Annotated in this window: 25 protein-coding genes; 6 read left to right on the forward strand and 19 right to left on the reverse strand. The window is 55.8% G+C overall.

Annotated features, from left to right (window positions below; genetic code table 11):
• Positions 1 to 179: 179 nt before the first annotated feature.
• The 8 genes from CDO73_RS00710 to CDO73_RS00745 form a co-directional block, all read right to left on the reverse strand.
• The gene (locus tag CDO73_RS00710; protein WP_088486561.1) at positions 180 to 1676 is read right to left on the reverse strand and encodes a TerD family protein; all 1497 of its coding nucleotides are present in this window, start codon (positions 1674 to 1676) and stop codon (positions 180 to 182) included.
• 45 nt (positions 1677 to 1721) lie between these two features.
• Entirely contained in the window at positions 1722 to 2303 is a 582-nt protein-coding gene (locus CDO73_RS00715) for a TerD family protein (RefSeq protein ID WP_088486562.1), read from the reverse strand.
• A gap of 109 nt (positions 2304 to 2412) precedes the next feature.
• A complete protein-coding gene (locus CDO73_RS00720; protein WP_088486563.1) occupies positions 2413 to 2994 on the reverse strand; it encodes a TerD family protein in 582 nt (193 codons plus the stop codon).
• Between the two features lie 52 nt (positions 2995 to 3046).
• A complete protein-coding gene (locus CDO73_RS00725) occupies positions 3047 to 3646 on the reverse strand; it encodes a TerD family protein (RefSeq protein ID WP_088486564.1) in 600 nt (199 codons plus the stop codon).
• Positions 3647 to 3906: 260 nt separating this feature from the next.
• On the reverse strand, positions 3907 to 4353 hold the full coding sequence (locus CDO73_RS00730; protein ID WP_088486565.1) for a tellurite resistance TerB family protein: 447 nt from the start codon (positions 4351 to 4353) through the stop codon (positions 3907 to 3909).
• A gap of 95 nt (positions 4354 to 4448) precedes the next feature.
• On the reverse strand, positions 4449 to 5207 hold the full coding sequence (locus CDO73_RS00735) for a VWA domain-containing protein (RefSeq protein ID WP_088486566.1): 759 nt from the start codon (positions 5205 to 5207) through the stop codon (positions 4449 to 4451).
• An 82-nt stretch (positions 5208 to 5289) separates the two neighbouring features.
• Positions 5290 to 6564, reverse strand: a complete 1275-nt coding sequence (locus CDO73_RS00740) for an MFS transporter (protein ID WP_088486567.1) — start codon at positions 6562 to 6564, stop codon at positions 5290 to 5292.
• 56 nt (positions 6565 to 6620) lie between these two features.
• Positions 6621 to 7367: a metal-dependent hydrolase gene (locus tag CDO73_RS00745; protein ID WP_088486568.1), complete on the reverse strand. Its 747-nt coding sequence runs from the start codon at positions 7365 to 7367 to the stop codon at positions 6621 to 6623.
• Between the two features lie 598 nt (positions 7368 to 7965).
• Between CDO73_RS00745 and queC the strand changes: the two genes are divergently transcribed.
• From queC to CDO73_RS00775, 6 genes are all read left to right on the forward strand, one after another.
• On the forward strand, positions 7966 to 8631 hold the full coding sequence (queC, locus tag CDO73_RS00750) for a 7-cyano-7-deazaguanine synthase QueC (RefSeq protein WP_088486569.1): 666 nt from the start codon (positions 7966 to 7968) through the stop codon (positions 8629 to 8631).
• Positions 8628 to 9128, forward strand: coding sequence for a 6-carboxytetrahydropterin synthase QueD (gene queD / locus CDO73_RS00755; RefSeq protein ID WP_088486570.1), 501 nt, complete (start codon positions 8628 to 8630; stop codon positions 9126 to 9128). The genes queC and queD overlap by 4 nt, the downstream gene beginning before the upstream one ends.
• Positions 9125 to 9880, forward strand: coding sequence for a 7-carboxy-7-deazaguanine synthase QueE (gene queE / locus CDO73_RS00760; RefSeq protein ID WP_088486571.1), 756 nt, complete (start codon positions 9125 to 9127; stop codon positions 9878 to 9880). Before queD ends, queE begins: the two co-directional genes overlap by 4 nt.
• A gap of 67 nt (positions 9881 to 9947) precedes the next feature.
• Positions 9948 to 10445 carry a preQ(1) synthase gene (queF, locus tag CDO73_RS00765; RefSeq protein ID WP_037283726.1) on the forward strand — a complete coding sequence of 166 codons (498 nt, stop codon included), beginning with the start codon at positions 9948 to 9950 and terminating at the stop codon, positions 10443 to 10445.
• A gap of 75 nt (positions 10446 to 10520) precedes the next feature.
• Positions 10521 to 10916, forward strand: coding sequence for a rhodanese-like domain-containing protein (locus tag CDO73_RS00770; protein ID WP_088486572.1), 396 nt, complete (start codon positions 10521 to 10523; stop codon positions 10914 to 10916).
• Positions 10917 to 11221: 305 nt separating this feature from the next.
• Positions 11222 to 12520: an MFS transporter gene (locus tag CDO73_RS00775; protein ID WP_088486573.1), complete on the forward strand. Its 1299-nt coding sequence runs from the start codon at positions 11222 to 11224 to the stop codon at positions 12518 to 12520.
• 233 nt (positions 12521 to 12753) lie between these two features.
• On the opposite strand, the gene CDO73_RS00780 is transcribed toward CDO73_RS00775, so the two are convergent.
• The 11 genes from CDO73_RS00780 to pgaC form a co-directional block, all read right to left on the reverse strand.
• Positions 12754 to 14169 (reverse strand): DUF4179 domain-containing protein, encoded by a 1416-nt coding sequence (locus CDO73_RS00780; RefSeq protein WP_088486574.1) that lies wholly within the window; start codon positions 14167 to 14169, stop codon positions 12754 to 12756.
• Entirely contained in the window at positions 14153 to 14686 is a 534-nt protein-coding gene (locus CDO73_RS00785; RefSeq protein ID WP_088486575.1) for an RNA polymerase sigma factor, read from the reverse strand. The genes CDO73_RS00780 and CDO73_RS00785 overlap by 17 nt, the downstream gene beginning before the upstream one ends.
• Before the next feature lie 155 nt (positions 14687 to 14841).
• The gene (locus CDO73_RS26610) at positions 14842 to 16644 is read right to left on the reverse strand and encodes a hypothetical protein (RefSeq protein ID WP_088486576.1); all 1803 of its coding nucleotides are present in this window, start codon (positions 16642 to 16644) and stop codon (positions 14842 to 14844) included.
• Positions 16628 to 17167, reverse strand: coding sequence for an RNA polymerase sigma factor (locus tag CDO73_RS00795; RefSeq protein WP_088486577.1), 540 nt, complete (start codon positions 17165 to 17167; stop codon positions 16628 to 16630). Before CDO73_RS00795 ends, CDO73_RS26610 begins: the two co-directional genes overlap by 17 nt.
• A gap of 180 nt (positions 17168 to 17347) precedes the next feature.
• On the reverse strand, positions 17348 to 19192 hold the full coding sequence (locus CDO73_RS00800; RefSeq protein WP_088486578.1) for a hypothetical protein: 1845 nt from the start codon (positions 19190 to 19192) through the stop codon (positions 17348 to 17350).
• On the reverse strand, positions 19176 to 19709 hold the full coding sequence (locus CDO73_RS00805) for an RNA polymerase sigma factor (protein WP_088486579.1): 534 nt from the start codon (positions 19707 to 19709) through the stop codon (positions 19176 to 19178). Before CDO73_RS00805 ends, CDO73_RS00800 begins: the two co-directional genes overlap by 17 nt.
• Before the next feature lie 242 nt (positions 19710 to 19951).
• Entirely contained in the window at positions 19952 to 20272 is a 321-nt protein-coding gene (locus CDO73_RS00810; protein ID WP_088486580.1) for a thioredoxin family protein, read from the reverse strand.
• 84 nt (positions 20273 to 20356) lie between these two features.
• Positions 20357 to 20770: a DivIVA domain-containing protein gene (locus tag CDO73_RS00815; protein WP_088486581.1), complete on the reverse strand. Its 414-nt coding sequence runs from the start codon at positions 20768 to 20770 to the stop codon at positions 20357 to 20359.
• 83 nt (positions 20771 to 20853) lie between these two features.
• Positions 20854 to 22086: an aminopeptidase gene (locus CDO73_RS00820; RefSeq protein ID WP_088486582.1), complete on the reverse strand. Its 1233-nt coding sequence runs from the start codon at positions 22084 to 22086 to the stop codon at positions 20854 to 20856.
• A 209-nt stretch (positions 22087 to 22295) separates the two neighbouring features.
• The gene (locus CDO73_RS00825) at positions 22296 to 22754 is read right to left on the reverse strand and encodes a hypothetical protein (protein ID WP_088486583.1); all 459 of its coding nucleotides are present in this window, start codon (positions 22752 to 22754) and stop codon (positions 22296 to 22298) included.
• Entirely contained in the window at positions 22712 to 23971 is a 1260-nt protein-coding gene (pgaC, locus tag CDO73_RS00830; protein WP_256972499.1) for a poly-beta-1,6-N-acetyl-D-glucosamine synthase, read from the reverse strand. Before pgaC ends, CDO73_RS00825 begins: the two co-directional genes overlap by 43 nt.
• Positions 23972 to 24165: the final 194 nt, after the last annotated feature.

Here is a 24165-nt window from a genome sequence, read left to right on the forward strand (position 1 = left end):
GCATGCCATGCGGGCAGAGACCGGTACAGGACGGAACGAACCGTCGAACTGTTATAAAGCAGATGCTGCTCGTGTTGTGAAGCGTTTCGCGCGCCGAGGCGCGGTAAAACGCGATAGAAAAAAGAAACCCGACACGACGAAGCTGCTGCACATGCCGGGTTTATGCGTAAAACAACGGATTATTTGCTGCCGGTCGTCCAACGAAGACCCCAGTTGTAAGCTTGGTCCAATTCGCGGTGTCCGGAGAAATATTCGACGAGGCGTTCGACGCTGAACGTCTGATCGCCTACATTGGTAATCATGGCGATCGCGCACATGCCTTTGCGGCTGCCGTGTTCGTCCATCCGCACGACGATATCCGGGCCTCCGCCCTTCACCGTCACCACGCCGTCGGCCTGCGCCCAATTCGCCGCGCCTTCATAGATGAAAGCATAGACCACGATGCGTTTGATGTCGCGAAGATGCGCGCCGTTGATGCGAAGATTCTCTCCGCCGGCCTTCGTGCCGGTGCGATCGTCTCCGTCGAGCATGACGTACGGTTCGTCGTGCAAAGAACCAAACGCGCGGCCCAATGCTTGCACGGTACCTTTATACCCATCTTTGAGCTCGAACAAACAACCGAGGTCGAGATCGACGCCGGAGGTTTTGCCGAAGAATCCGGTACTCTGCCGCTGGTTCCAATTGAGATTGATCAGAATCTCGCCGATCGAATCGCTGCCGGCTTTCTTCTCCAGACTGATCTTGTCGCCGCGCTTGGTCAGCTCGATCTTCTGCAGGCCCGGCGCTGCGGGCTGCGGCGTCGGACTCGGCGAGGGAGACGAAGGCGAAGCGCCCTGAGGCGACGGAGCCGGAGCGCCGCCCGGCGGAGGCGGCAGCACGCGGGGCGAAGCCCCGCCGCTTCCCGCGCCGCTCGAAGGCGCGGGCGGATTGCCGCCCTGCTGCGAAGGGCGGCCGAGATTGATCGGCGACGGATTGGCGCCTCCCGAAGGCGAAGGCGTCGGCGACGGGTTGAACCGCTGCGGCGCGGGCGGGGCGGGCGTCGGCGATGCCGGCGGCGCCGCGGGAGCGGTCTTGGCCGCAGGGGTCGGCGGCGCGGCTTCGGGCTCCGCCTGCACTTCGATGCCGAAGCTGCGGCACAGCGCTTCGAGACCGCCCGTGTAGCCGCTGCCGACGGCGCTGAATTTCCATTCGCCGTTGTAGCGGTACAATTCGCCGACGACGATCGCCGTTTCGACGCCGGAGGTCTTGTCCAGCGTGAAGCGGACAAGTTCCGAACCGCTCCGCTCGTCTACGATCCGCAGGTATACGCCGTTCACGCCGGCGAAGTTCTGCCGGCGCTTCTCTCCTTCGTACAGCGTCAGCGTAAACGCGATGCGCTCGTAAGAAGCGGGCAGGCTTCGGAGCGACAACGATACCTGCTCGTTGTCGGTCACGCCCGCGTACGCGCTGCGGCTGCCCGTTTGCAATTGCAGCGCGCCGCCGGCTCCCGACGGGTTGCCGTAGAAGATCAGATCTTCGTCGGCTTTGGCTTTGGAATCGGCTCCGAGCAGAAACGCCGAGAAGTCGAGGTCGACTCCCGGCGATGCCTGCCAGCCCATTCCGACGACAACCCGGTCGAGACCGGGGTTGGTTTTGGTCAGGTCGGCTTTCTGCCCCCTGATGATCGTGGTCGTCACAACGGATTCCGCCTTTCGTTAAGGGTACGGATCAAGATCGGGCGCTTATTGCGCGTCGAGACCGTAGTTTTTGCACAGCGCGGCAAGTCCGCCCGCGAATCCGGAACCGATCGCTTGGAATTTCCAGTCTTCGCCGTGACGGTACAATTCGCAGATGACGACCGCCGTTTCGACGGAGAATTCTTCGCCGAGATCGTAACGCAGCACTTCGCGGTTATCCTGCTCGTCGACCACGCGCACGAACGCGTTCGAGACTTGGCCGAAGTTCTGCGCTCTCGCTTCCGCGTCATGGATCGTAACGGTGATGCCCAGACGCGTGATGTTCGCCGGAATCAAAGAGAAATCGACCAGAATCTGTTCGTCGTCGCCTTCGCCTTCGCCCGTCCGGTTGTCGCCGGTATGCACGACGGCGCCGTTCGGCGTTTTCGGATTGTTGTAGAAGACGAAATCTTCGATGCCTTTGGCGCGGCCGTCTTCATGCAGCAGGAAGACCGAAGCATCCAGATCGTAATCGGCGCCGCTGCTGTATTTGTTCGTGTCCCAACCGAGACCGATCATGACTTTTTTGAGTCCGGGATTCGTTTTGGTCAGGTCGATGCGTTGTCCTTTGGAGAGGCTGATCGTCATGGTAAGTTCCTCCTTAGAATAAAAAATGCGAACGAAAGTACAAACGAAGGCCGTCTATGTGGAAGACGGCCTTCGAAATGGGAATACGGATTGCGGACTGCTTATGGGATTAGGATACAGCCAGTCCGAAGTCGCGTACGAGGCCTTCCAGACCGTTCTGATAACCGCTGCCTACGGCGCTGAATTTCCATTCGCCGGAATTGCGGTACAGTTCGGCTACGACGATCGCCGTTTCCACCGAGAAGTCTTCGCCCAGATCGTAACGGATCAGTTCTTCGTTCGTTTCTTCGTTTACGATACGAACGAACGCGTTCGAGACTTGGCCGAAGTTCTGCGCGCGGGCAGCCGCGTCGTGGATCGTGATGCAGAACGAAACTTTTTCGACTTGGGCCGGTACCGCAGCCAGTTCGACAGTCAGCTGCTCGTCGTCGCCTTCGCCTTCGCCCGTGCGGTTGTCGCCGGTATGTACGACCGAACCGTCGGCGCTTTTCGGATTGTTATAGAAAATGAAGTCCGTATCGGAAGTGACTTTGCCGTTCGCGCCGAGCAGGAATGCCGAAGCGTCCAAGTCGAAGTCTTTGCCGCCGTCGTATTTGTTCGTGTCCCAGCCGAGGCCGACCATTACTTTTTTCAGACCCGGATTCGTTTTCGTCAGATCGACTTTTTGACCTTTTTGCAAGCTGATTGCCATGATTAAATTCCTTCTTTCTGTTTAGGTTGGGTGTGGAATTCGAATATATGGATTAGCTGTAACGGCGTGCAAGCAGATCGATATGCGGAGCTTGCGCGCCTTCGCCGACGGCGCTGAACTTCCATTCGCCGCCGTGACGGTAAATCTCGCCGACCAGCAGCGCGGTCATGCCGGAGTAATCGTCCGTGAGGTTGAAGCGAACCAGCTCGCGGCCGTTGCCCGATTCAAATACACGGATGAATGCGGAACGAATCATTCCGAAATGCTGCTTGCGCGCTTCGCAGTCGTAGATATTGACGACGGCGAGCAGGCGATGCACGTCGGCCGGCACGGCGGACAGATCGATATGGATCTGTTCGTCGTCTCCGTCTCCCGCGCCCGTCAGATTGTCTCCGCCGTGAACGACGGCACCGTTCGGGCTTTGGAGGTTGTGGAAACAGACGACGTTCTTGCCGTTCGTCAGTTTGCCTTGTTCGCTCAGCAGCAGCACCGACGCGTCGCAGTCGATGTTGGCCGCTTTCTTCTTCATGCCGAACAAGCCGCGGCTTTCCGACTCGGCCGGGTCCCAGCCCAGTCCGACCGTGATCTTCGACAAACCGGCGTTCCCTTTCGTCAGATCGACTTTCTGACCTTTTACCAGAGAAATTGTCATTGCTGTCTATTGCCCTCCCAATTGGAATGGTATGGTTCAGCCTCTTTAATTATACCTGCGCGACCTCGTACAAAACAACTTCGCGCGCGGCGACTTAGACTCGACCGGCGCGTTTTGCCTGACCGCATGCTTAGGTATACGGACGGGACGCCGGACGGTTTCAACGTTTCGGCTCGCCGAACAAAAAAACCTCCGGCGTACGCCGCGAAACGGGCAAGCCGGAGGTTCTTCCTCCACGTCGAAGATCGAGCGGTTATCGTTTACAGGCCGAATTCGCCCGGACTCAAGTTCAGCACGTTGCAGATATCGCGCACCGCCGCTTTTTCCAGCTCATCAAAATCCCCGTCTGCCGCGCCGATCGCACAGCATACGCCAACGATGACCCGACCGACTTCCGGTTTCGATTTGAACTTGGCAATGACACGCAGCGCTTCCTGCTTGCCCACCATTACGTCGAATTCCATGTTGCCGGCAAAATGGTTAAAACGGTCGATGACTTCGCTCATGTTAAATACTTTGAGCTGCTCATTGCGGCCGATATAACCGGCCATTTTCTGTTTCTCGGTAGCATCAATCGTGCCGTCCGCTACGGATACGATCGCGCAGCCCGCCACAATCGCGTCCATCAAATCTTTGTTTTTGAAGCGGCTTACCTGATCCTGCAAACCTGTTTTCGTCTTGTTCAGCCAACTTTGGAACGAACTCATTTCGATACGCCTCCATTTGTCCGTGAGATTGGGTAAAACATCGCCAAGTTGAAGTTCATGATGCGGATATCAGCGGCTTTTGTTCCCAGTATAACTCATTTGATCAGCGATTTCTCCTTTGCCGATCTGAGCCAGTCCGGGAACTCGCCGAGCAGCCGGTCGTACAGCTCTTCGTCCGAGATCTTTTTCAGGTCGTTGACTTGGAAAAAGTTCGCGTTGTCGATCAACCGGCCGTCCAGATCGTCAAGCTGCTTGAGGAACTGGAAGTTCTCGCGGCCGACGCCGACGAACTGCCAGAAGATGCCGAGACGCGAAGTCTGGCGCACCAGCTCCGCCGCGCGATCGGCGTCGAAGCAGTTGCCGTCCGTCACGAAGATCACGTACACCGGCTGTTCTTCGGGAGGCGGCGAGCTGACGCTGACTTTGCCGCGGCCCAGACCGAACAACCCTTTTTTGACGTTGAGCGCGCCGGGGTAGTAATAATCGGCGATGCGCTGCATCACGCCCGCGTAATTCGTTCCGTTCTCCAGCTTGTATTTCGGCCGGATCTCCCGATCGACGAATTCGTAAAAGTTTTCTTTGCCGATCTCGCCGATAGAATAATCCTGTATCCCGAACAGAAACACGTCCGCCGCTCCGTTGTCGTCGAAATTCATGCCCAGTCCCAGCGTGCGTTCGCACACCGCCTGCACGATTCCGTTCGAGAACAAGCCCGTCATGGAACCCGAGATATCCAGCGCCAGCGCGACGCGCGCCCGCTGGCTGCCCAGTCCTTTTTTGCTGAGCGAGATGGTGGCCGTTTTGGAGAGACTGATCAGATTCTCCTCGGCTTTTTTACGCAAATCGATACTCATCGTACATCCCCCTTCCGTCCGCCGGTCGGGCGGACTGCCTTCGCCCCCACTCTATCACGGCGGGGCTTTTTCTTAAAGGATCTTATGCGGTACGTTCTTCTTCCGTCCGCCGGGCGGAGAAATGTCCGCGTACGGCCGCGCCGATCGCGAAAGCGATCAGCGACATGCCGCCGGCATAGACGTACAGATTGACGATGCCGATCGATTCCGCGAGCTTCGCCATGCCGAGCAGGGAAGCGCAGAAGATGACGTTCAGCACTGTCGCTTGCGCGGACAGCACTTTCGGCAGATCGTCTTCGGAGGCGCTCTGTTGAATGAGGGTCCGACGGGCGACCATCGACAATTCGGCGAACGGCCCCATGATCAGCACCAGAACCAAAGCCGCGGCCGGCAAAGTCGTATACGCGTATAGGATCGTCAGCGCCGCGTAACCCGAGATACCGACCAACATAGACAGAAATAACCGATCTTGCAGCCGTTTAACCAGCGCCACGACGAGAAGTCCGCCCAGTACCGCTCCGGCGAAATAAGCCGCGTTGATGAAGCCCCACCATTCTTCGCCCTGCCCGAGCGCTTCTTGAACGAACAGCAGAGTGAACGCGCCGACCCAGACCGATCCGCCTAGCATGTCGATCGAATCGATCAGCGTCAGCGCGCGCAATCTGCGGCTGTGCCAGATCAGCTTCCAGCCTTCGAGCAGCGCTTCGCGCCGACTTCCGGAACTTGCGGCGGCTTCCGCGAGCGGCGTCCCGACCGGATCGACCGGCGGTTCGATTCCCGCTTCGCGGCGTTGCGGCTCGCGAATCCAAGACGTGAACAGCATCGCCGCGGCGTACAGGATGCCCGCGATCATCATCGTCGTCGGCGCTCCGGCAAACGCGACCAGTACGCCGCTGACGCCCCACCCGGCAAACTGCACCGTCTGATCGCTGACCGAGATCAGGCCGTTCGCGCGCATCAACCAATTCTTTTCTACGAGTCGGGGCACCAGCGCGTTTCGCACGGGCGTCGTCCAACCGTCGAGAAACGACATGCCGAACACCAGCGCGAAGATCGCGGTCAGCGAATACGCGTCGCCGGCCGAGCGCAAATAAATCGCCAGCGCGGCGAAGAACAGGAACTGTCCGCCCTGCGAGAGCAGCATCAGGCGGGGCAGCCGGAATCTGCGCAGCATGAGCGGCGCGAGAAATCCGCTGACGATCTGCGAGAAGATACGGAAAAAAGGCACCAGAATGGTCGAAACGATCGATTCGGTGCCTTGAAGAACGAGAACGGTCAATGCCGTCACGTACAAAATGTCGGCTGCGTTGGACATCGTCTGCGAAGTCCACAACCAGTAGAACGATTGCCTTTTCATCACTGAGTCTCTCCTGTCGAAAAATTCGAATATGAATTTGTCAAAGGACTTCGACTTCACGACGTAAGCTTCACATAAAGACGGCCTCCGTACTCGAGCAGCCGGATGCCGAAAACGGCCGCGAACAGGATCGCCGTGATCCAAATGCCGATCGTCTCGACGCGCCGACCGGACTTTTTGCCCGTCGTCATCAGACCGAAACGCAGCTTCCACTTGAGCGGCGGCAGCGGCCGGATTCCGTTCTTGGTCAGCGAGTCGCAGATCAGATGCGCGGCGTAACCGAGACCTCCCGCCAGCCAGATCGACGGCCCGTGCGCGGAAGTCAGCCCGTACAGCAGCAGCGTCCATGCCGCCAGCGCATAGATCGTATGGGTGATGCCCCGGTGCGGCGCGAGCGAGAAGACGATCAGCAGAATGCCGCCCATCCGGTTCCACGGCGCGTAACGTTCGCCGAGCACGATAACCGCAAGCCCGATCAGCACGAACGCGCCTTTGCGCAGCGCTTGTTCGGGCAGGAACATGGCGACGACCGCGATCGCGGCCAGCACGCTGTTCCACGGCTGGGCGACCGGCGCATAGAACAGCAGCGCGGCCGCGATCAGCAGCATGGCCGATTGCAAGATCCGCAGCAGCCGATCCGGCAGCGCCCGGGTGACGAGTATGGAGTTCGGATGGTCGATGTCCGGCAGCAGCGAACTGACCGCCGCGATCGCGACCGCTCCGACCGTGACCGGCGCGCCCGTCAAAGCGAGCAAAGACAGCGATACGCCGGTCCCTATGATTAAATGAGCTTTTCCCATCATGATTCGTGTTGTCCTTTCTGTGCTTGCGTCTTATCCGCTTCCGTTAGAACCGCTTGTTCCCATATGGGAACGGACAAGCTTCGGGAAGCTTAAGGGGATTTCGGTTAATTTATTTTTTGATTTGTTTTCGGCAGTATTATCAAGGGTTTACAACGGAATTTCGCTCCTTCGTAAGCTTGGCTCTCGATTCGACCTTTTGGCAAAACCCGAACAAAGCTTGATTTCTCCAATCATATCATACGCCTACCGAGCGCTCAAGGCGAACAGCCGAATTCGGCGAACAAATATTCGTGCCGTTCCGAGTATCCGCAGACGCCGCGTTCATGCTATAATGGAGCACGTCGCGGCGGTACGGATCCGTCGGCGCGCCAACCGTTCGCCTGTCCAAAGGCCCGGTTGAAGAGATTCCGCCCTTGTGTAACGAGGCGCGGGAGAGGTTCGAGAACTCCCTCTATAAAAAACTATTCGTCGCCCCGCCGATCGCCGAGGTTTATTCGGCTTGTTCCGCCTACCGGCATAATCGGGGCCAGATGTTTTTTAACGGCAAGTTCCTGAACCTCTTTCCTTCCTATTCCAGAAGAAGAAAGAGGTTTTTTGCATGCTCAAAAACGAAAAAGCGGTCGTCGTGTTCAGCGGCGGCCAAGACAGCACCACCTGTTTGTTCTGGGCCAAAAAAACGTTCGCGGAAGTTCAGGCCGTCACGTTCGATTACGGACAGCGCCATAAACTCGAGATCGATTGCGCGCGACAGATCGCCGAAGAACTCGGCGTCAAGCATACCGTGCTCGATATGAGCCTGCTCAATCAGCTCGCGCCCAACGCTTTGACCCGCGACGATATCGAGATCGCGCACGAAGACGGCGAGCTGCCGAGCACGTTCGTCGAAGGCCGCAATCTGCTGTTCCTCAGCTTTGCCGCCATTCTGGCCAAAACGTCCGGCGCGCGCCATATCGTGACCGGCGTGTGCGAAACGGACTTCAGCGGTTATCCGGACTGCCGGGACACGTTCATCAAGTCGCTCGACGTGACGCTGAATCTGGCGATGGATTATCCGTTCGTCATCCACACGCCGCTGATGTGGCTCGACAAAGCCGAGACCTGGGCGCTGGCCGACGAGCTAAGCGCGTTCGATTTCGTGCGCGAACGCACGCTGACCTGCTACAACGGCGTGATCGGCGACGGCTGCGGCGAATGCCCGGCCTGCAAGCTGCGCCGCGCCGGACTCGACAAATATCTCGAAGACCGGAAGGCGGCAGCGTTATGAGCGATTCCGCATTCCAGCGTCAACCCGGACCTTTTCATATCGTGCAGAAGCTGCAGGTGTTCGGCGAAGACATCTCGGGCGAACAGCTTCGCTACCATCGCAAACGCGTCATGGTCAGCAAGTCGTTCACTTTCGATGCCGCCCATCATCTGCACGACTACGAAGGCAAATGCAAAAATCTGCACGGGCACACGTACGAAGTCGTCTTCGGCATCTCGGCGGTTCCGTCGGCCAACGGGATCGCCGTCGATTTCGGAGAGATCAAACGGATCTGGAAAGAGCGGATCGAGACGTACTTGGATCACCGCTACTTGAACGAGACGCTCCCGCTCATGAATACGACGGCCGAAAATATGGTGGTCTGGATCTATGAACAAATGGAAAACGCGCTGAAATCGGACGAGCATGCCGCGCTCGGCGCGCGCACGGAATTCGTCCGTTTGTTCGAAACGCCGACGTCTTACGCGGAAGCCAGACGGGAGTGGATGGAAGAATGAGCGATTCCGTCAGCAAAAAAACAACCGAACGCGCGATTCCCGTGCTCGAGATCTTCGGACCGACCATTCAGGGCGAAGGCATGGCGATCGGACGCAAAACGATGTTCGTCCGTACGGCCGGCTGCGATTACCGCTGCTCGTGGTGCGATTCGAAGTTCACTTGGGACGGCAGCGCCAAAGACGAGATCCGCATGCTGTCCGCCGAAGAGATTCTCGCGAAGCTGCTGGAGCTCGGCGGAGATACGTTCGACCATGTGACGATCTCCGGCGGCAATCCGCTGCTGCTTCCGCAGATCGCCCTGCTCGTTCAGCGCCTTCACGAACGCGGCATCCGCGTCGCGGTGGAGACGCAAGGTTCGCGCTGGCAGGATTGGCTGGTGCGGATCGACGAAGTGACGCTGTCGCCTAAGCCGCCAAGTTCGGGGATGGAAACGGATTTCGAGATTCTCGATTCGATCGTTTCCCGTCTGTCCGAAGCTCCCGGCCGCCGCGACCTGTGCATCAAGATCGTCATCTTCGACGAAGACGATCTGACTTACGCGCGGGACGTGCATCGCCGTTATCCGAACGTTCCGTTTATCTTGCAGACCGGCAATCCGCAGGTATCGCATGAATCCGACGATCATGTCTCTTCCCTGCTGAGACGCTACGAATGGCTGATCGGACGCTTGTCCGACCTGCCGGATCTCAAAGACGCCCGCGCGCTTCCGCAGCTGCATACGCTCGTCTGGGGCAATAAACGCGGCGTGTAGTCCGGAAACGATTACGTTCGACCGAACTTTTTTCCAATAACCTGTTTATATCGAAGGAGAATCATTCATGAGCCATTCCCGCCAAGACGGTCTGGAAGACCTGACGCTGCTGGGCAACCAGGGCACCAAATACACGTTCGAATACGATCCGGGCATTCTGGAGTCGTTCGACAACAAGCACGCGTACCGCGACTATTTCGTCAAATTCAACTGCCCGGAATTCACGAGCCTGTGCCCGATCACGGGTCAACCGGATTTCGCCACGATCTATATCAGCTATATTCCGGACGTGAAAATGGTCGAAAGCAAATCGCTCAAATTGTACCTGTTCAGCTTCCGCAACCACGGCGATTTCCACGAAGACTGCATGAACATCATCATGAACGACCTGATCGAGCTGATGGACCCGCGCTATATCGAAGTCTGGGGCAAATTCACGCCGCGCGGCGGCATCTCGATCGACCCGTACACCAACTACGGCAAACCGGGCACGAAGTACGAAGAGATGGCGTTCAACCGTTTGACGAACCATGATCTGTATCCGGAGAAAGTCGATAATCGGTAAGAAGCCTTGAAAGGTTCTCTGGGTAAATATAAGATGACAGTGTAGAAAAAACCATCTCAAGGAGGACGATCGATCATGGCTTTGACATTTACGGATATGGTGACTCAAGCAAGAAATAACGTACCCGGCGTAACTTCGCAGGAAGCTCGCGAAAAGATCAAAAACAATCCCGACACGTTCATTATCGACGTGCAGGACGCTGCGGATGCCGGCGCTTGCGGATTGATTCCGAGCAGCGCGAACATCTCGCTCGGCATGCTGCCGATCCGCGCCGATCTGGGCGTTCCCGCAGAACTGCGCGACGAGCGTCTGAGCGACCGCAGCCGTCCGATTCTCGTGACCTGCGGCGCAGGCGGACAAGCCGCTCTCGGCGCTTACGCGCTGAAGCTGATGGGCTTCACCGACGTGGCTTTCATCGACGGCGGCACGGCGGCTTGGAAACAAGCGGGGTTCGAGGTCGAAGAAGCGTAAATGGCGCGGGAAGCGTAGGGGCTGCGGGGTAAATTCGTTCAAAACGCTGTCTCGCCCGGAAAAGTTCGATTATGGTTTTAGCGGAACACTTCCGGGTTCAAAGGCGTTTTTCACTGAATTTCCCCCTTCGCTTCACGCTTGGATGGGGTAAGAGAAGATAATACTTGAAGCTCCGGCGGTATCTGCCGGGGCTTTTTTGTTTATCCAGACATGATTTCCGGGCGGAATCGTTAGAGCTAATCCTTGCCGAATACAGCGCCTTGCCCTAGAATGGTACACATTCCGCAGAATTGGAGGTTGGCCCCATGCTTGTCAAACCCAAACCCGAAGCCGAGCATTCGGCCGGGAAGTCCGCGAACGCGGCAGAGTCCGCCCGGATTCCGTCGCCGGACCGCCGAGCGAACGGCACGGTCTACAGGGTGTTGTTCGCGATCGGTCTGGTGCATCTGTTCAACGATTCGATGCAGTCGGTCATCCCCGCAATCATGCCGATTCTGCAGGACTCGATGAAACTGAGTTACGCGCAGCTCGGCTGGATTCTGTTCGCGATCAACTTTACGGCGTCGATCATGCAGCCCGTCGTCGGTCTGTTCGCCGACAAACGGCCGACGCCCGCGCTGCTGCCGCTGGCTATGGCTTCTACGCTGACCGGCATGCTGCTGCTCGCTTACGCTTCGGATTACGCGGCCGTTATCGTCGCGGTCATCTTCGTCGGTCTCGGCTCCGCCGCGTTCCACCCGGAAGGCTCGCGGGTCTCGCATATGGCCGCCGGCCCCAGACGCGGACTCGCGCAGTCGATCTTCCAAGTCGGCGGCAACGCCGGGCAATCGCTGGCTCCGCTGCTGACGCGGCTGATCTTTATCCCGCTCGGCCAGTTCGGCGCGATCTGGTTCACGGGCATCGCGGCGCTCGGCATCGTGGTGCAGCTTTTCATCGCCCGTTGGTACGGACGCACGCTGCGAGCGGCAGAACGAACGAAAAAAGCGGTCGTCCGCCGAGCGATGGACCCGGCCGTGCGGCGCAAGATCGCCGGAGCCATGACTCTGCTGCTTCTGTTGGTCTTCGTGCGGTCATGGTACGTCACCTCGGTCGGCAGTTATTACGCGTTTTATTTGCGCGACGCGTTCGCGGTCAGCATCGCCGACGCGCAGATTTACGTATTCCTGTTCCTCGCGGCAGGCGCGGCGGGCACGTTCTTCGGCGGGCCTCTGGCCGACCGGTTCGGCAAACGGACCGTGCTGTTCGGTTCGATGGTCCTCGCGGCTCCGCTGACATTGGCGCTGCCTTATGCCGATTTGACTTGGACCGGCATTCTGTTGACGCTGATCGGCTTCATCCTGCTGTCGAGTTTCTCCGTCTCGGTCGTCTACGCGCAGATGTTGATCCCGGGCCGCGTAGGCGCGGTCTCCGGCTTGGTTACAGGCCTTGCGTTCGGCATGGGCGGAATCGGCGGTCTGGTATTGGGCAGTTGGATGGACGCTGCGGGCGTGGCGACGGTCATGAAGTTCTGCAGCTATCTGCCGCTGCTCGGCGTGCTGACCTTCCTGCTGCCTACGGACGCGAAATTGAACGCTTGGGCGAACGCGAACGGCGCGGAACGCTGACAAACCAAGCAGCCTTACGGAAAAGAAAAACGAGCAAAGGAAAGCCGATCGGCTCTTCTTTGCTCGTTTTTGCGCTTTCCCGGTTTCTTCTCCTCGTTCGACCTCTTAAGAGGTTAGGTTTCGCCCTCCGAGATTTCGTACCTAACCCGTGTACGAAGTCTCCGACGAAAAACCCGCTTGAACCGTGCGTGTTTCCGAAGGACACAAACCTTGGATTCAATACGGTCAACTCACTAGTTCTGAATCGGGATACTGATATCCCGCGAAGAGTCCTGCACGCGGTAGGTGCCCGCGTTCACCGAGAACTCTTTTCCTTCCGGCACGTTCTTGAATACGTCGATTCGGAATCCGTTATCTTGCGTAAATTTGCTGAGCGTCTGCGCAGGGTCCGATTCGTACAATTTACCGTCGACTTTAAGTTTCGTTCCGCCGACGACTTGCAGTTCTTTTCGATTCGGCGTCTGCATCTGCACGTCTTTTCCTTTTCGAGTCACTTTGTAATCGATCACGCTGCCGTCGGGCATCTTTGCTTGCACCTTTTGCGGCGTTTCGGTCGGAGCGGCGACCGGCGTCCATGCTTCCGGATAATCGTTCACCACGATCGCGCCGCGCAAACGGAGCGTCAGCGATTTTTCGTTGATATCGTCCAGTCCGTAGTCGGTGAGATTGAAATACAGCGATTCCGGCCCGTTCGGGTCGACGCCTTCCGGTTGAAACTCCTCTTCCCGTTCGGGATTCGGAGCCCAAGTTCCCGGAATCTTCTTGTCGTCGGTCTGCAAGACGATATCTTCGTAATAGACGAATCCGGCTTGATCCGGAGCATATTTCCGATCGCGGACCACCGGAATCCGAACTTCGAAAGGACTGACCTTCGCCGCTTCCAGCTTCACTCCCGTACGTTTCTCGAAAGCGCTCTGGTTCTGATCTTGGATCGGCATATCGTAAGTCGCGGCGAACAAATTACGGGCTTCGACTTCGAAGTCGATGACCCACTCGCCTTGAAGAGAATCCAGCGTCTGTTCCGTCGCGTATTTCAACCCGTTAAAAGTCAACCGATAATGCTTCGTTCCGTCTTCCGGGGATAGATCGCTTTCGAAATACTGCGTAAGCGTCCAACCGCCTTTGTCTTCGTCGTAGACGAACACGTTGTCGTTGTATTCCTGCAGCCGGTTCAGCTCCCGTCCGCTGTCCAGATCGGTCAGTATCGTTTGTTCGGTCTGGACTTCGGTAAGCCCGCGCTTCGCCGAATCGGTCAGATGGATGCGCAGCGCCATTTGGTTCTTCTGTTCCAACGCTCTGGGCCCGACCGCCACGCTGTTCAACGTCACTTCGACGCCTTGCGATTCGCTCGAGATTCCGATCTTCTGCCCCATCTCGGTATAGACGATTTCTTTGTTCGGGAAAACGTCGAAATAAACCGCGGTACCTCCGGCCGCGGCCAAGACTGCGGCGGCAGCCGCCGCCATCGCCCAACGGCGAGCGCGGGAAACGGCCCGTTTCGGTTCGGATACGGCCGCATGTTCCGTCCAGCCCGCGCGGCGCCGCTCGGTTTCCGCGCAAATCCGCTTCCACATCTCGTCGTAATTCGGATTGCCGTCCGGCAGATCGCGAAACTGCTGTTTGATTTGCGCTTCAGTAATTCGAGACATGGTCGTCACTTCCTTTCTCATGGGAATTCGGCGTTTTATCGTACAGCTTTTTTAACATTTTCAAGCCGCGGTTGATTCTCGATTTGGCTGTTCCGACCGGCACGTTCAACGCTTCCGCCGTCTCGGTCGTCGATAAATCCGCCATGTAATACAGCAGCATCGCTTCGCGAACTTTGGGTTTGAGCTTGTTCAACAGGTTGCCGAATTCGTCGGCCGTCTCGGCTCGTTCATATTCGTTTTCTACCGATTGCGAAGCTCGCAGCGGCAGTTGAATCGTAAAAGCCTTTTTTTCTTTCTGGTTTCCGTTCGTCCGGCGCCGCATCAACGAATGGCATTCGTTGGCCGCGATCCGCATCAACCAAGCTTTCATATGTTCGACCTTGCTTCGATCGGCCAACATCGCTTTGACGAAAACTTCCTGACAGATGTCCTCCGCATCCGTCCGGTTTCTCAGCATATGCAGGCAGTATCGGAATACGTCTTCTTTGTGCGTTAGAAATAACGTCTGATCATCCACGATTGCTCACGCCCTTCGCCCCTCATCGAATTTGTCCCTTTTATAGAGACTCGCGAGCTTGGCAAACGGTTCGTTTTTCCCGAGAAAACGTGAAAATCCCGATCCGTGTGCCGACGGATCGGGATAAGCTTCGTGTTTCGTATTCGATGAACCGCCTATTTTCGCAATACGATCTCCGTATCCAGCGAAGGATCGACCTGACTGTAAAGGCCGAGTCCGATACTCAATTCGGCATCCCGCGGAACGCTCCGGTAAATGTCTTTATAGACATCCACCCGGTAATCGCCTTGCGTCCGGTACAAGCTGCGCGAAGCATCCGCATCCGGCTGCAGGAGCTCGCCGTTCGCTTTCAAGACGGTACCTTGCAGCAGTTTCAGATGCGCCTGCGTCTCGGTAACGACTTTCAGATCGTCGCCTTCGCGCGAATAGCGGTAATGCAGCAGACTGCCGTCCGGAAGACGGGCTTCGATCCGGCGCTCCTGTCCTTGTTCTTCGCTTCGCGCCCCCGTCAGGGCGGTCCAGAAGTCGTCCGGCGCCCGGCGCACGACTTCGGCGTTCTGCAATCGGATCGACAACGGCCCTTTGGACAGGTCGCGCACCTCCTCGCTCATCAAACGGAACGACAACGCTTCTTGCTCGGCCGCCGAAGGGTCGTCGCCTGCCAGAAGAGGATTGCCGGGATGTTCGGCCCGATCCGTCTCGAAACTTTCGGCCGTCAGCGTCGACTCCTCGTAACCCAGAACCATCCCTTCGCGCAGCACCCGATCTTCCGGCGCGCGCTCGATCGGCAGATAGACGCCGTAAGCGCCGACCGCCGCCTCGCCGAGCGTCCAGCCTGTTTTTTGCCGGACTTCTTCGGTATTTTGCACAGCGACTTTAACGGCTTTTTCTTGAGCTTGATCGCCGTCCAGCGCGAAGTCCACTTTCCAAGTGCCTTCGATCTTTTTTACCGTCTCCGGATAGCTGTAGATCAAGGTCAGCGCTTCGCGTTCCTGCTTGCTCATGCCGTACAATTCGTAGCTGCGGCTGAAACGGCTGCCTTCCCGGGTTCCCGACGTCGGCTCGATCGTCGTTTTGCCCGTATTCAGCAGCAGCATCGTTTGCGTCTCGGCCGACAGCGATTCGGGATAAGCCGAAGCCGCTTCGGCGTCGACGCCCCGCAGTTCGTAATTCAAAGTGAGCAGTTCTTGTTCTTCGTCCCACTGCATACTCTCCAGCATGACGGAAGCTCCCGCGATCGAAGAAATCGGATATTCCGCATGATCCCGCATCGTCCCTTGAAGCGGGATATCAAGACGTTTCACCGTATACAGATCGCTCGTTTCGAAACGGAAACGTCGAGTCTCGCCCGCTCCCGCCCAATCGCCGTCGAAGATCTGGGAATCGAGCACGTTCTGCATGCCCTGACGCAGATCGAATCCGGGCCCTCTCAGTTTCTGCGATTTGCCGCTGGTTAGATCGGTCAGCGTCGTCGACGCGAATCCGGCATATTCCGCATTCGGCACGTTCAAACCGCTCAAGCTCAATTGCAGCGCAAGCCGGTCTTTCTGGGTCTCTCCCGTATCCGCGCCTTCGAAACGGCCTTGAATCGCGTTCTCCAGCTTCAAGGTCACGCCGTCCACGACAGCCGATTGTTCGACCGACTGCCCGGCCGGAGCTTTGTACGCCGTTTCGGTCAGCGCGGCATTCGGCGCAGGTTCGCTCGCGGGATCGGGCGCGAACGTCTGCTGCGAGAGCAGAATCCCGGCTGCCGCCGCGCAAGCGAGCGCGCCCGCCGCCGTATAGATTACCCGACTGCGTTTTCCGGGATTCGCAACCTCCGCGCGCGTTTCGCTCCATCCGGATCTTCGCTTCTCGACCTCCAGCACGATACGCTTGCGCATATTCGCGTAATCCGGATTGCCGTCGTCCACGCCGCGCAGCTTGTTCTCCAGATCGGCATCAATAATTCGAGACATGCATATCCCTTCCTTTCTTGGCCGCCGCACGGCCGTCTTCGTCTTCCGTCAGTTTCTTGAGCGATTTCAGTCCCCGATTGATTCTGGACTTCACGGTGCCGACCGGCAGTTTCAGCAGATCGGCTACTTCGGCCAGCGGCAGGTCCGCCATATAATACAGCAGCAGAACCTCGCGGAATTTGGGTTTGATTTCTTGCAGCATCCGGCCGAATTCGGCTATCGTCTCGCGGCGTTCGTACCCGCTCTCCACCGACGGCGAATGCGTCAGCGGAGCGGCTTTCAGATACGCGGTTTGCTCTTTGTCCCTGCCTTTGATCCGGCGGCGCATCATGCTGTGGCATTCGTTGGCCGCGATCCGCAGCAGCCAAGCTTTTTCGCTCTGAAGTCCGCTTCGGTCCGCCAGCATCGCTTTGACGAACACTTCTTGGCAGGCGTCTTCCGCATCCCCTTTATGTTTGAGCATGTACAGACAGTACCGATATACCGTCGTTTTGTAATTTTCGAACAACTCCAAGTCGTTCATTTCGGTTCTCACATCCCTCTCGACTTCCGATTGCCTCCCTGCTCGAATGATGATGAACGAGCGCGCTCTTCGTATAGAGGACTTCCGAGGAGGCGAAGAGGTTCCCGTTTGAGGCGGTCTATCTATCATAAACAAAAAAAGAACGCCCGGGTCGCGCGATCCGGGCGTTCAGTCAATATTTTATTTACGTACGACGACCGTAGCTTTTTTGGTGGCGTCGACGGTGCTGTAAGCGATCAGATTGAGTTCGAACGCCTTGCCTTCCGGCACGTTGCGATAGATGTCCACGCGGTTATAATAACCTTGCTCGTTGCGAACGGCGCTTGCGTCGGTCTTGGTCGGATCGAAAGCGTAATCCCGACCGTCTACGCGAAGCCGAGTCCCTTCAAGTACAAGCACGTCTTTCGGCACTTCGATCTCGACCGCGATATCCGCGCCTTTGCGATGGACCGTATATTCGACGTTTTTGCCGTTGACGAGAGTGTCCGTTACCGTACGTTCTTCCGCTGTCGGTACGCCTAACGACACCCAATGTTCCGGATCGACATGCGCGATCCAAGCTTCGCCGAACGTCGCCGTCAACGGCTTGCCGCGGAAGTCGTAGCTTGACCAAGCGTCATACGTTTTCGAATCGCCTTTTTGATTTGCTTCCATGCCTTGAGTGCCGAATTGGAAATATTCCTGCCCCTTCTGATTTTGTTCGCGGGGTTCGACGCCCGGCATCGGCTCTTGAATACCTACGGCGGTCACTTTTCCGTCCGTAAGCGAGATTCGGGTATAATTTAACACCTGACCGTCTTTGAATCGGTCTCCCGGTTCCGCATCCGCTGCATTTCGGTTCAAAGGAATTTTGACGCCATACGCGTCCAACTGCGCATCGCCCAGCGTCCATCCGGTTTGCTCGGTCAATTCCGAATCGTCGGCAATCGGCACCGTTTCGGTCGGGATTTGCACTTTGGAAGAATCCAGCGTAAAGTCGATCGTCCACGGTCCTTTAACCTTTCTCACCGTTTCGGCGTAATTAAACGTCATGGTCATGTCTTTGACCTGATCTTCGGTGAGCCCTCTAACATCGTACTCGCCTTCGACTTCGTCTTCTCCGGCTTTCAGATTTAGAGGCTCTGACCAACCGGAATATCCCAGATCTTTGTCGCCCAATTTCAGGCTAACGTAATTGCCGCGATCCATGCCCAATGTAGCCGGATTCTGCGTATCCAACCTCGGAACATTCTGATTCGGCAAGAATTTGATTTTCATCAATCCTTGCTTTTGATCCCAGCGGATGTCGGTAATCTTCATTTTAAAGTCGCGATCCGGAAGCACGGTATACTCTTCGCCCAGCTTGACTTTGCCCGCAATCGGCACATTGCTTCTTTTGATCATATAGAGATCGGAAAGTTCTAACCGATAGCGGTGTTTTCCTTCCGTTTTGCTCAGATCTCCCGTGATCTCTGCCGAAGTGTTCAACTTTCTGCTTGCTGCCCAATCTTCGATGCTTCCGCTGTAATTCGTATTGAAATCGCCCATATTGATCGACAACTTCTTACCCGTATCCAAATCGGTAATCGAAGCTTGATCGAACGCGGCCATACGTACATCCTCGCTGCCAAATCCGCTGAGCGAGAAATCGAGAATCATCCGTTCGATCCCTTCGCTCGGTCTGTTGTTGCGATCCGTTCCCTGTACCGCGCTGTTCAACTTCAGTATGAGGCCTTCTACTTCCTTCTGCACCCCGACCGACTGTCCGAGCGGCGCGGCTTTCGTCTCCGAACGGATACTTTCGAAATAACCTTGCGATGCTGCCGCCCCCAGCGCGATTACGGCCGCGAGAGAAGCACAGGCTGCAGGCATTATCCAACGTTTTTTCGGAGATGCCTTTTTCGGAGGCACGACCTGTTCCTGCCAACCCGATTCCCGCTTATCCGCTTCCAAACGAATCCGGCTCCACATCGCGTCGTAATTCGGCTTTTCTTTCTTCAGGTTGCGCAGCTTGCGTTCTGTTTCTTTCTCAGTAGTTCGAAGCACGGAAATCACCTTCTTTCTCCGACAACGCCGGGTTCTTTTTGGCAAGCTTTTTTAATGCTTTCAACCCTCGGCTGATCCTCGACTTGACGGTCCCCAGCGGCGCTTCCAGCGCTTCAGCGGTCTCGGCAAGCGATAGCTCGGCCATGTAATACAGCAGGAGGGCCTCCCGAATTTTAGGTTTGAGTTCTTTGAACAGTTCTTCGAACTCGCCCGACGTCTCGGTTCGTTCGTAAGTCTGCTCCACCGAAGGCGACATTCCGATCGGTTTATTCATCCAAAATGCCCGCTTCTCCTTGATCTCTCCGTTCGTTCGACGCCGCATCATCGAATGGCATTCGTTGGCGGCAATCCGCATCAACCAAGCTTTGAGATAATCGATGCCGCTCCGGTCCGCCAGCAGCGCTTTGACGAATACTTCCTGGCAGGCGTCTTCCGCGTCCGCGGAGCGGCGCAGCATGTACAAACAATAATGGTACACGTCTTCTTTATAGGTCTCGAACAGTTCTTTGTCTCCCAATCGTTTTCACTTCCTTTGCCCCTCGTTAGCGATCGCTCGAACATAAGAACACGCAGCGAATAAAATAGGTTCCCTTTTTGCCTAAAATTTTTATACGATGTACGCGAAAGGCGAATCGGCAGATCGATTTGCTTCTTTCCGCACGCTGCGCAACAAAAAAAGGACGGCCGTAAGGCCGCCCTTTTCTCGCTTGCATGATCGCCGCTTCGGTCCGAGCCGTAACGGCGCCGCTCCGAAGCGGCTTATTTGCCGATCGATTCCAGATACTCGGATACCTGCGTCGGCGTCTTGGCGAACTTGCTGTGCAGATGGGCGATCTTCTCGCCGTTCTTGAACACGAGCAGGCTCGGGATGCCGCGCACTTCGTTCGATTCCGCGATCTCTTGGAATTTCTCCGCGTCCATCGCGAAGAATTGTTTATCTTGGTTGTTCTCGATAATGCCGCCGATGAACCGATCCAGATTTTTGCAATCCGGGCACCAGTTCGTGTCGAATTTGATGACGGTCAGTCCGTCGCCGCCGATCTGTTGATTATATTGTTCCAAGCTCTCGATTCGTTCCATATCCGGATTCTCCTCTCGGTTTCGGGGATAGGCCCGCTGCCGCGGATCGGATATACGTATCGAAAAAAGCGTCGTGTTCCCGACTCAGTAAGAGTCTCCGTACGCGTCTCCGGAACCCGGGCGCATCCGCCGTTTGGCGGCTTGCAGCGTGCGTTCCATGTCCTGAATGGCTTCTTCCGCGATGCGGCGGTCGACCAGATAGTCCTGCACTTTGGCTTTCTCCGCCAACCGGGCGATCTCGGCATCTTTCTTCTCCAGATCGTAACCGTGGCGGCGCTGAAGCGCATTGTATTTGTCCAAGAGATCCGAGATCACTTGATAGAACCGCTCGTAATCGAGGATGATGTCGTCCAGAAAAGCGTCGACGTCCTCTTTCGTATACCCGCGCATTTTGACGGGAAAATCTTTCTCATGAATTTGCAACGCGTCGAGCTTGATGCCGAGCTGCTTGAACAACCGCTTCTGCTCTTCGAGCTGACGCCGATACTGCTCCTCCATGCCCATCCCTCCTTCGTTTAATGTACCATATCAGAGCGTACAATTGATGAATTTTTAATTAAAAGATTTTGCAAAATGAAAATTTAAATCGTCCACTGTCCCGCGCGGAATACCGGTTCGACGCTGCCGTCTTGAAGCTCTCCGTCGATATCGAGCCGATCCGAACCGACCATAAAGTCCACATGGGTCAGACTCGTATTGCCGCCGCGCGTCAGCAGTTCGTTCTGCGTCAGTTCCGTGCCGCCTTTCATATTGACCGGGTAGCAGCTTCCGAGCGCGAAATGGCAGGAAGCATTTTCGTCGATGCCGGTATTGTAGAAAATGCGGTTGAGCTGCGAAATCGGCGAATTATGCGGGACAAGCGCCACCTCGCCCAGATATTTCGCGCCGTCGTCCGTATCCAGCAGCGACTCCAGATGCTCGCGTCCGGACTCGGCGTCGAAGGCGGTCACCCGGCCGTTCTCGAACGTCAGCGACAGCTTCTCGACCAGCAGCCCGTTCAGATTGAGCGGCATGGTCGAAGTGACCGTGCCGTTTACGCCCGTGCGATTCGGCATCGTATACACTTCTTCGGTCGGCATGTTGGCGACGAAATAGACGCCGGATTGATTGGTGTCGCCGCCGCCCAGCCACAAATGATTCGGCGCCAATTCGACGCGAAGATCCGTGCCCGGCGCGCGGTAATGCAAGCTTTTGTAATTTTTATCGTTGAGCTTGGTCTGCATGTCTTTCAGCGTGTCGATATGGCGATGCCAGTTCTCGACCGCGTCGCCTTCGCCGACCCGGTTCATCTTGAAGATGGTCTCCCACATGGCGTCGACGCGCCGATCTTCCGGCAGATCGGAGAAGACTTTGTCCGCCCACGCGCGGGTCGGCGCTTTGATCAGGCACCAAGACAGTTTGTTGCTGCGCACGTACTGCTGATAGCCTTTGCGGGCCGAAGCGGCCGCTTTGTTCGAACGCGCCACGTAGGAAGCGTCGATGCCGCGGTACAGCTCGGGATCCGGCACTTTGATATGCATGACCGCCCCGCCTTCCTCGGCCAACTTCTCCAGCGCTTCCGCTTTGAAAGCCGGATAGTAGTCGAACGTGTCTTCCGACGCGTATTCGTAACGCAGCCGCGTCGAAGCTTCGTCTTCCCAGTCGATATCGACGTATTTCGCGCCCGCTTGATAAGCTTTTTGCACGATCAGCCTCGCGAATTCCGCCGCTTCGATCGGAGCTTGCAGCCGGAGCACCTGCCCCTGCTGAATATTGACCCCTACTTTTACGACGAGTTCCGCGTATTGTTCCAATTTCTCTGCAAAACGATCCATTTTTCTGGCCCCCAAGTTTTCGTCCTTATGTAAAATAAAATTTCGAATATGAAAACATCTTTTCTTATCATAGTCAAAGATTTTGCAAAAATCCACATAGCGAACCGAAAGGGCTCCCGTAAACAATTACGAATAAAATAGAAAAAGAGACCGACAGCTTGTTAGACGGCTGTCGATCCCTTTTCTACGTTAGATAAACATGCATTCGATTACGGCTTTTTCCTGTCGAGCGGAGTAATCGGATTCGTCTCAAAAACGATGTAATCGTTAGTCTGCAGCTTTTCGATGATCTCCGGATCCATCAAGCCCAAAGACTTGAGTTCCAGATTATCGACAGCAGGAGGATAAGTTCGTCTTTGCAAAATGCCGAATCTTTTTTTATTGTATACGCGGTTTATATAAAGGATGGCATAAAACAGAAGGAAGATGCCGAAAGCCAACATAACCAAATGACGAACATCTTGATCCGCGGTATGGAAAGAAGCATGCAAAATCGTTATCAAACCGTTATGGAGCCCGAAAGTAGCCGATACGAAAAAGAAGACCACCGCTAATCCGTACGCCCAAAAAATCAAAGAAAAAAGGAAATCGAAGCAAGCTCGAAACCAAGATCGGTTGCCTGCGATCAGGAAGCTTTCTTCTTCATGCCGCGGTCCGGACTGTTCCATACGGCGTAACCTCCTTTCAGACGCGACGAGATAGCTCTGGGAACAGCAGCCATTACGACGAATGTATTAACCATCCAGTAAATGGCCGGGTACCAAGCTGCCCAGAAATAATACTTCAACACACGGTTATTATTGGATTCGATCAAAAGCGCGATCAACAATTGAATCAAGCTAATGAATACCAACGCAAACGAAGTAAGCGTAAACCAGATGAGCATATCCGCCGCGCTGTCGGCCGTAACCAGCAGCAATAGCGTAACGAAAAGCCAACTGAATGCCCAAAAGATGCTAATCCATTGTTCGAGATAAATCAGCCACATTCTGCGTTGTTTCCAGCTGAACAAGATTTTCCAATGGCGAAGAATGACTTCTTGGCCGCCCTGCGCCCAACGGACGCGCTGTTTCCAAATGCCGGATAGGGTTTCCGGCACAAGCATCCAACAAATGGCCTGCGGTTCATAGCGAACGTCCCAAAAGCGCTTTTGGAGTTTCCAACTGACCGCAATGTCTTCAGTGATCATATCGCGATCCCATAAACCGACATCCACAAGCGCTTTTTTGCGGAAAGCGACCACGACTCCGGAGACCGTCATGACTTTTCCGAGAAGTCTTTGCGTCCGCTTGATCGCTCCGATAATCGAAGCGTATTCCACCAGCTGCATTCGGCTGAGGAGATTGTTTCGGTTACGGATCGCCGGATTGCCGGTTACGGCACCGAGTCTTTCGCCGCCCTTAAAGAAATGACGAATCAAATAATAGGGAGCCGTATCGGCAAGGAGGGCGTCGGAGTCGACGCAGATGAGGTATTCGGACCTGGAGGCGAATAATCCGACTTGCAAAGCATTGGCTTTGCCGCGGTTTTCATGCAGTTGAATAGATCTGACAATCTCGTATTCTTCCGACAATCTTTTGATGATTTCCCCGGTTCCGTCTTTCGAACCGTCATTGATCAAAATAATCTCTTTCTTGGGATAAGAAAGCCCGTTCAGGTTGCGTACGGTTTCTTCGATCGTCTCTTCTTCGTTATAACACGGAACCAATATGCTGATCATCGGCCAATCGATTTCCTCGATGTTCAAAACATTGCTTTTGGATTCTTTCGTTCTAAGGAATAGAAGAGAACCGGCCATCCAAAAAAGAGCCATAACAAACGGATACCAAAAAACAAATGCCGTTACAAGTTCATAAGGCCCAGAAAATAAATCTGGAAATCCCAATTCTTTCCCTCCTACTATCCTCTATAGGTGTTAATTTGTGACTTTGTAACTATACATAAAAAATTAATAAAACGTCAATTTATTTTTCGTCAAAAAGACCAACTTTTCGACGAGAACTTTTCGCCTGTTTTTGCACCTGCTTTTAAAGACTGCTTGAACAATTCGCACTTGATGTACGGCTTACTTGGCTGACC

Source organism: Saccharibacillus sp. O23 (assembly GCF_002205895.1).
Lineage (GTDB): Bacteria > Bacillota > Bacilli > Paenibacillales > Paenibacillaceae > Saccharibacillus.

Excerpts from the sequence above, each read along its gene's own strand:
- CDO73_RS00715 (WP_088486562.1), bottom strand. The coding sequence starts at position 2,303 with ATGACGATCAGCCTCTCCAAAGGACAACGCATCGACCTGACCAAAACG.
- CDO73_RS00720 (WP_088486563.1), bottom strand. The coding sequence starts at position 2,994 with ATGGCAATCAGCTTGCAAAAAGGTCAAAAAGTCGATCTGACGAAAACG.
- CDO73_RS00725 (WP_088486564.1), bottom strand. The coding sequence starts at position 3,646 with ATGACAATTTCTCTGGTAAAAGGTCAGAAAGTCGATCTGACGAAAGGG.
- CDO73_RS00730 (WP_088486565.1), bottom strand. The coding sequence starts at position 4,353 with ATGAGTTCGTTCCAAAGTTGGCTGAACAAGACGAAAACAGGTTTGCAG.
- CDO73_RS00735 (WP_088486566.1), bottom strand. The coding sequence starts at position 5,207 with ATGAGTATCGATTTGCGTAAAAAAGCCGAGGAGAATCTGATCAGTCTC.
- CDO73_RS00740 (WP_088486567.1), bottom strand. The coding sequence starts at position 6,564 with ATGAAAAGGCAATCGTTCTACTGGTTGTGGACTTCGCAGACGATGTCC.
- CDO73_RS00745 (WP_088486568.1), bottom strand. The coding sequence starts at position 7,367 with ATGATGGGAAAAGCTCATTTAATCATAGGGACCGGCGTATCGCTGTCT.
- queC (WP_088486569.1), top strand. The coding sequence starts at position 7,966 with ATGCTCAAAAACGAAAAAGCGGTCGTCGTGTTCAGCGGCGGCCAAGAC.
- queD (WP_088486570.1), top strand. The coding sequence starts at position 8,628 with ATGAGCGATTCCGCATTCCAGCGTCAACCCGGACCTTTTCATATCGTG.
- queE (WP_088486571.1), top strand. The coding sequence starts at position 9,125 with ATGAGCGATTCCGTCAGCAAAAAAACAACCGAACGCGCGATTCCCGTG.
- queF (WP_037283726.1), top strand. The coding sequence starts at position 9,948 with ATGAGCCATTCCCGCCAAGACGGTCTGGAAGACCTGACGCTGCTGGGC.
- CDO73_RS00770 (WP_088486572.1), top strand. The coding sequence starts at position 10,521 with ATGGCTTTGACATTTACGGATATGGTGACTCAAGCAAGAAATAACGTA.
- CDO73_RS00775 (WP_088486573.1), top strand. The coding sequence starts at position 11,222 with ATGCTTGTCAAACCCAAACCCGAAGCCGAGCATTCGGCCGGGAAGTCC.
- CDO73_RS00780 (WP_088486574.1), bottom strand. The coding sequence starts at position 14,169 with ATGTCTCGAATTACTGAAGCGCAAATCAAACAGCAGTTTCGCGATCTG.
- CDO73_RS26610 (WP_088486576.1), bottom strand. The coding sequence starts at position 16,644 with ATGTCTCGAATTATTGATGCCGATCTGGAGAACAAGCTGCGCGGCGTG.
- CDO73_RS00795 (WP_088486577.1), bottom strand. The coding sequence starts at position 17,167 with ATGAACGACTTGGAGTTGTTCGAAAATTACAAAACGACGGTATATCGG.
- CDO73_RS00810 (WP_088486580.1), bottom strand. The coding sequence starts at position 20,272 with ATGGAACGAATCGAGAGCTTGGAACAATATAATCAACAGATCGGCGGC.
- CDO73_RS00815 (WP_088486581.1), bottom strand. The coding sequence starts at position 20,770 with ATGGAGGAGCAGTATCGGCGTCAGCTCGAAGAGCAGAAGCGGTTGTTC.
- CDO73_RS00820 (WP_088486582.1), bottom strand. The coding sequence starts at position 22,086 with ATGGATCGTTTTGCAGAGAAATTGGAACAATACGCGGAACTCGTCGTA.
- CDO73_RS00825 (WP_088486583.1), bottom strand. The coding sequence starts at position 22,754 with ATGGAACAGTCCGGACCGCGGCATGAAGAAGAAAGCTTCCTGATCGCA.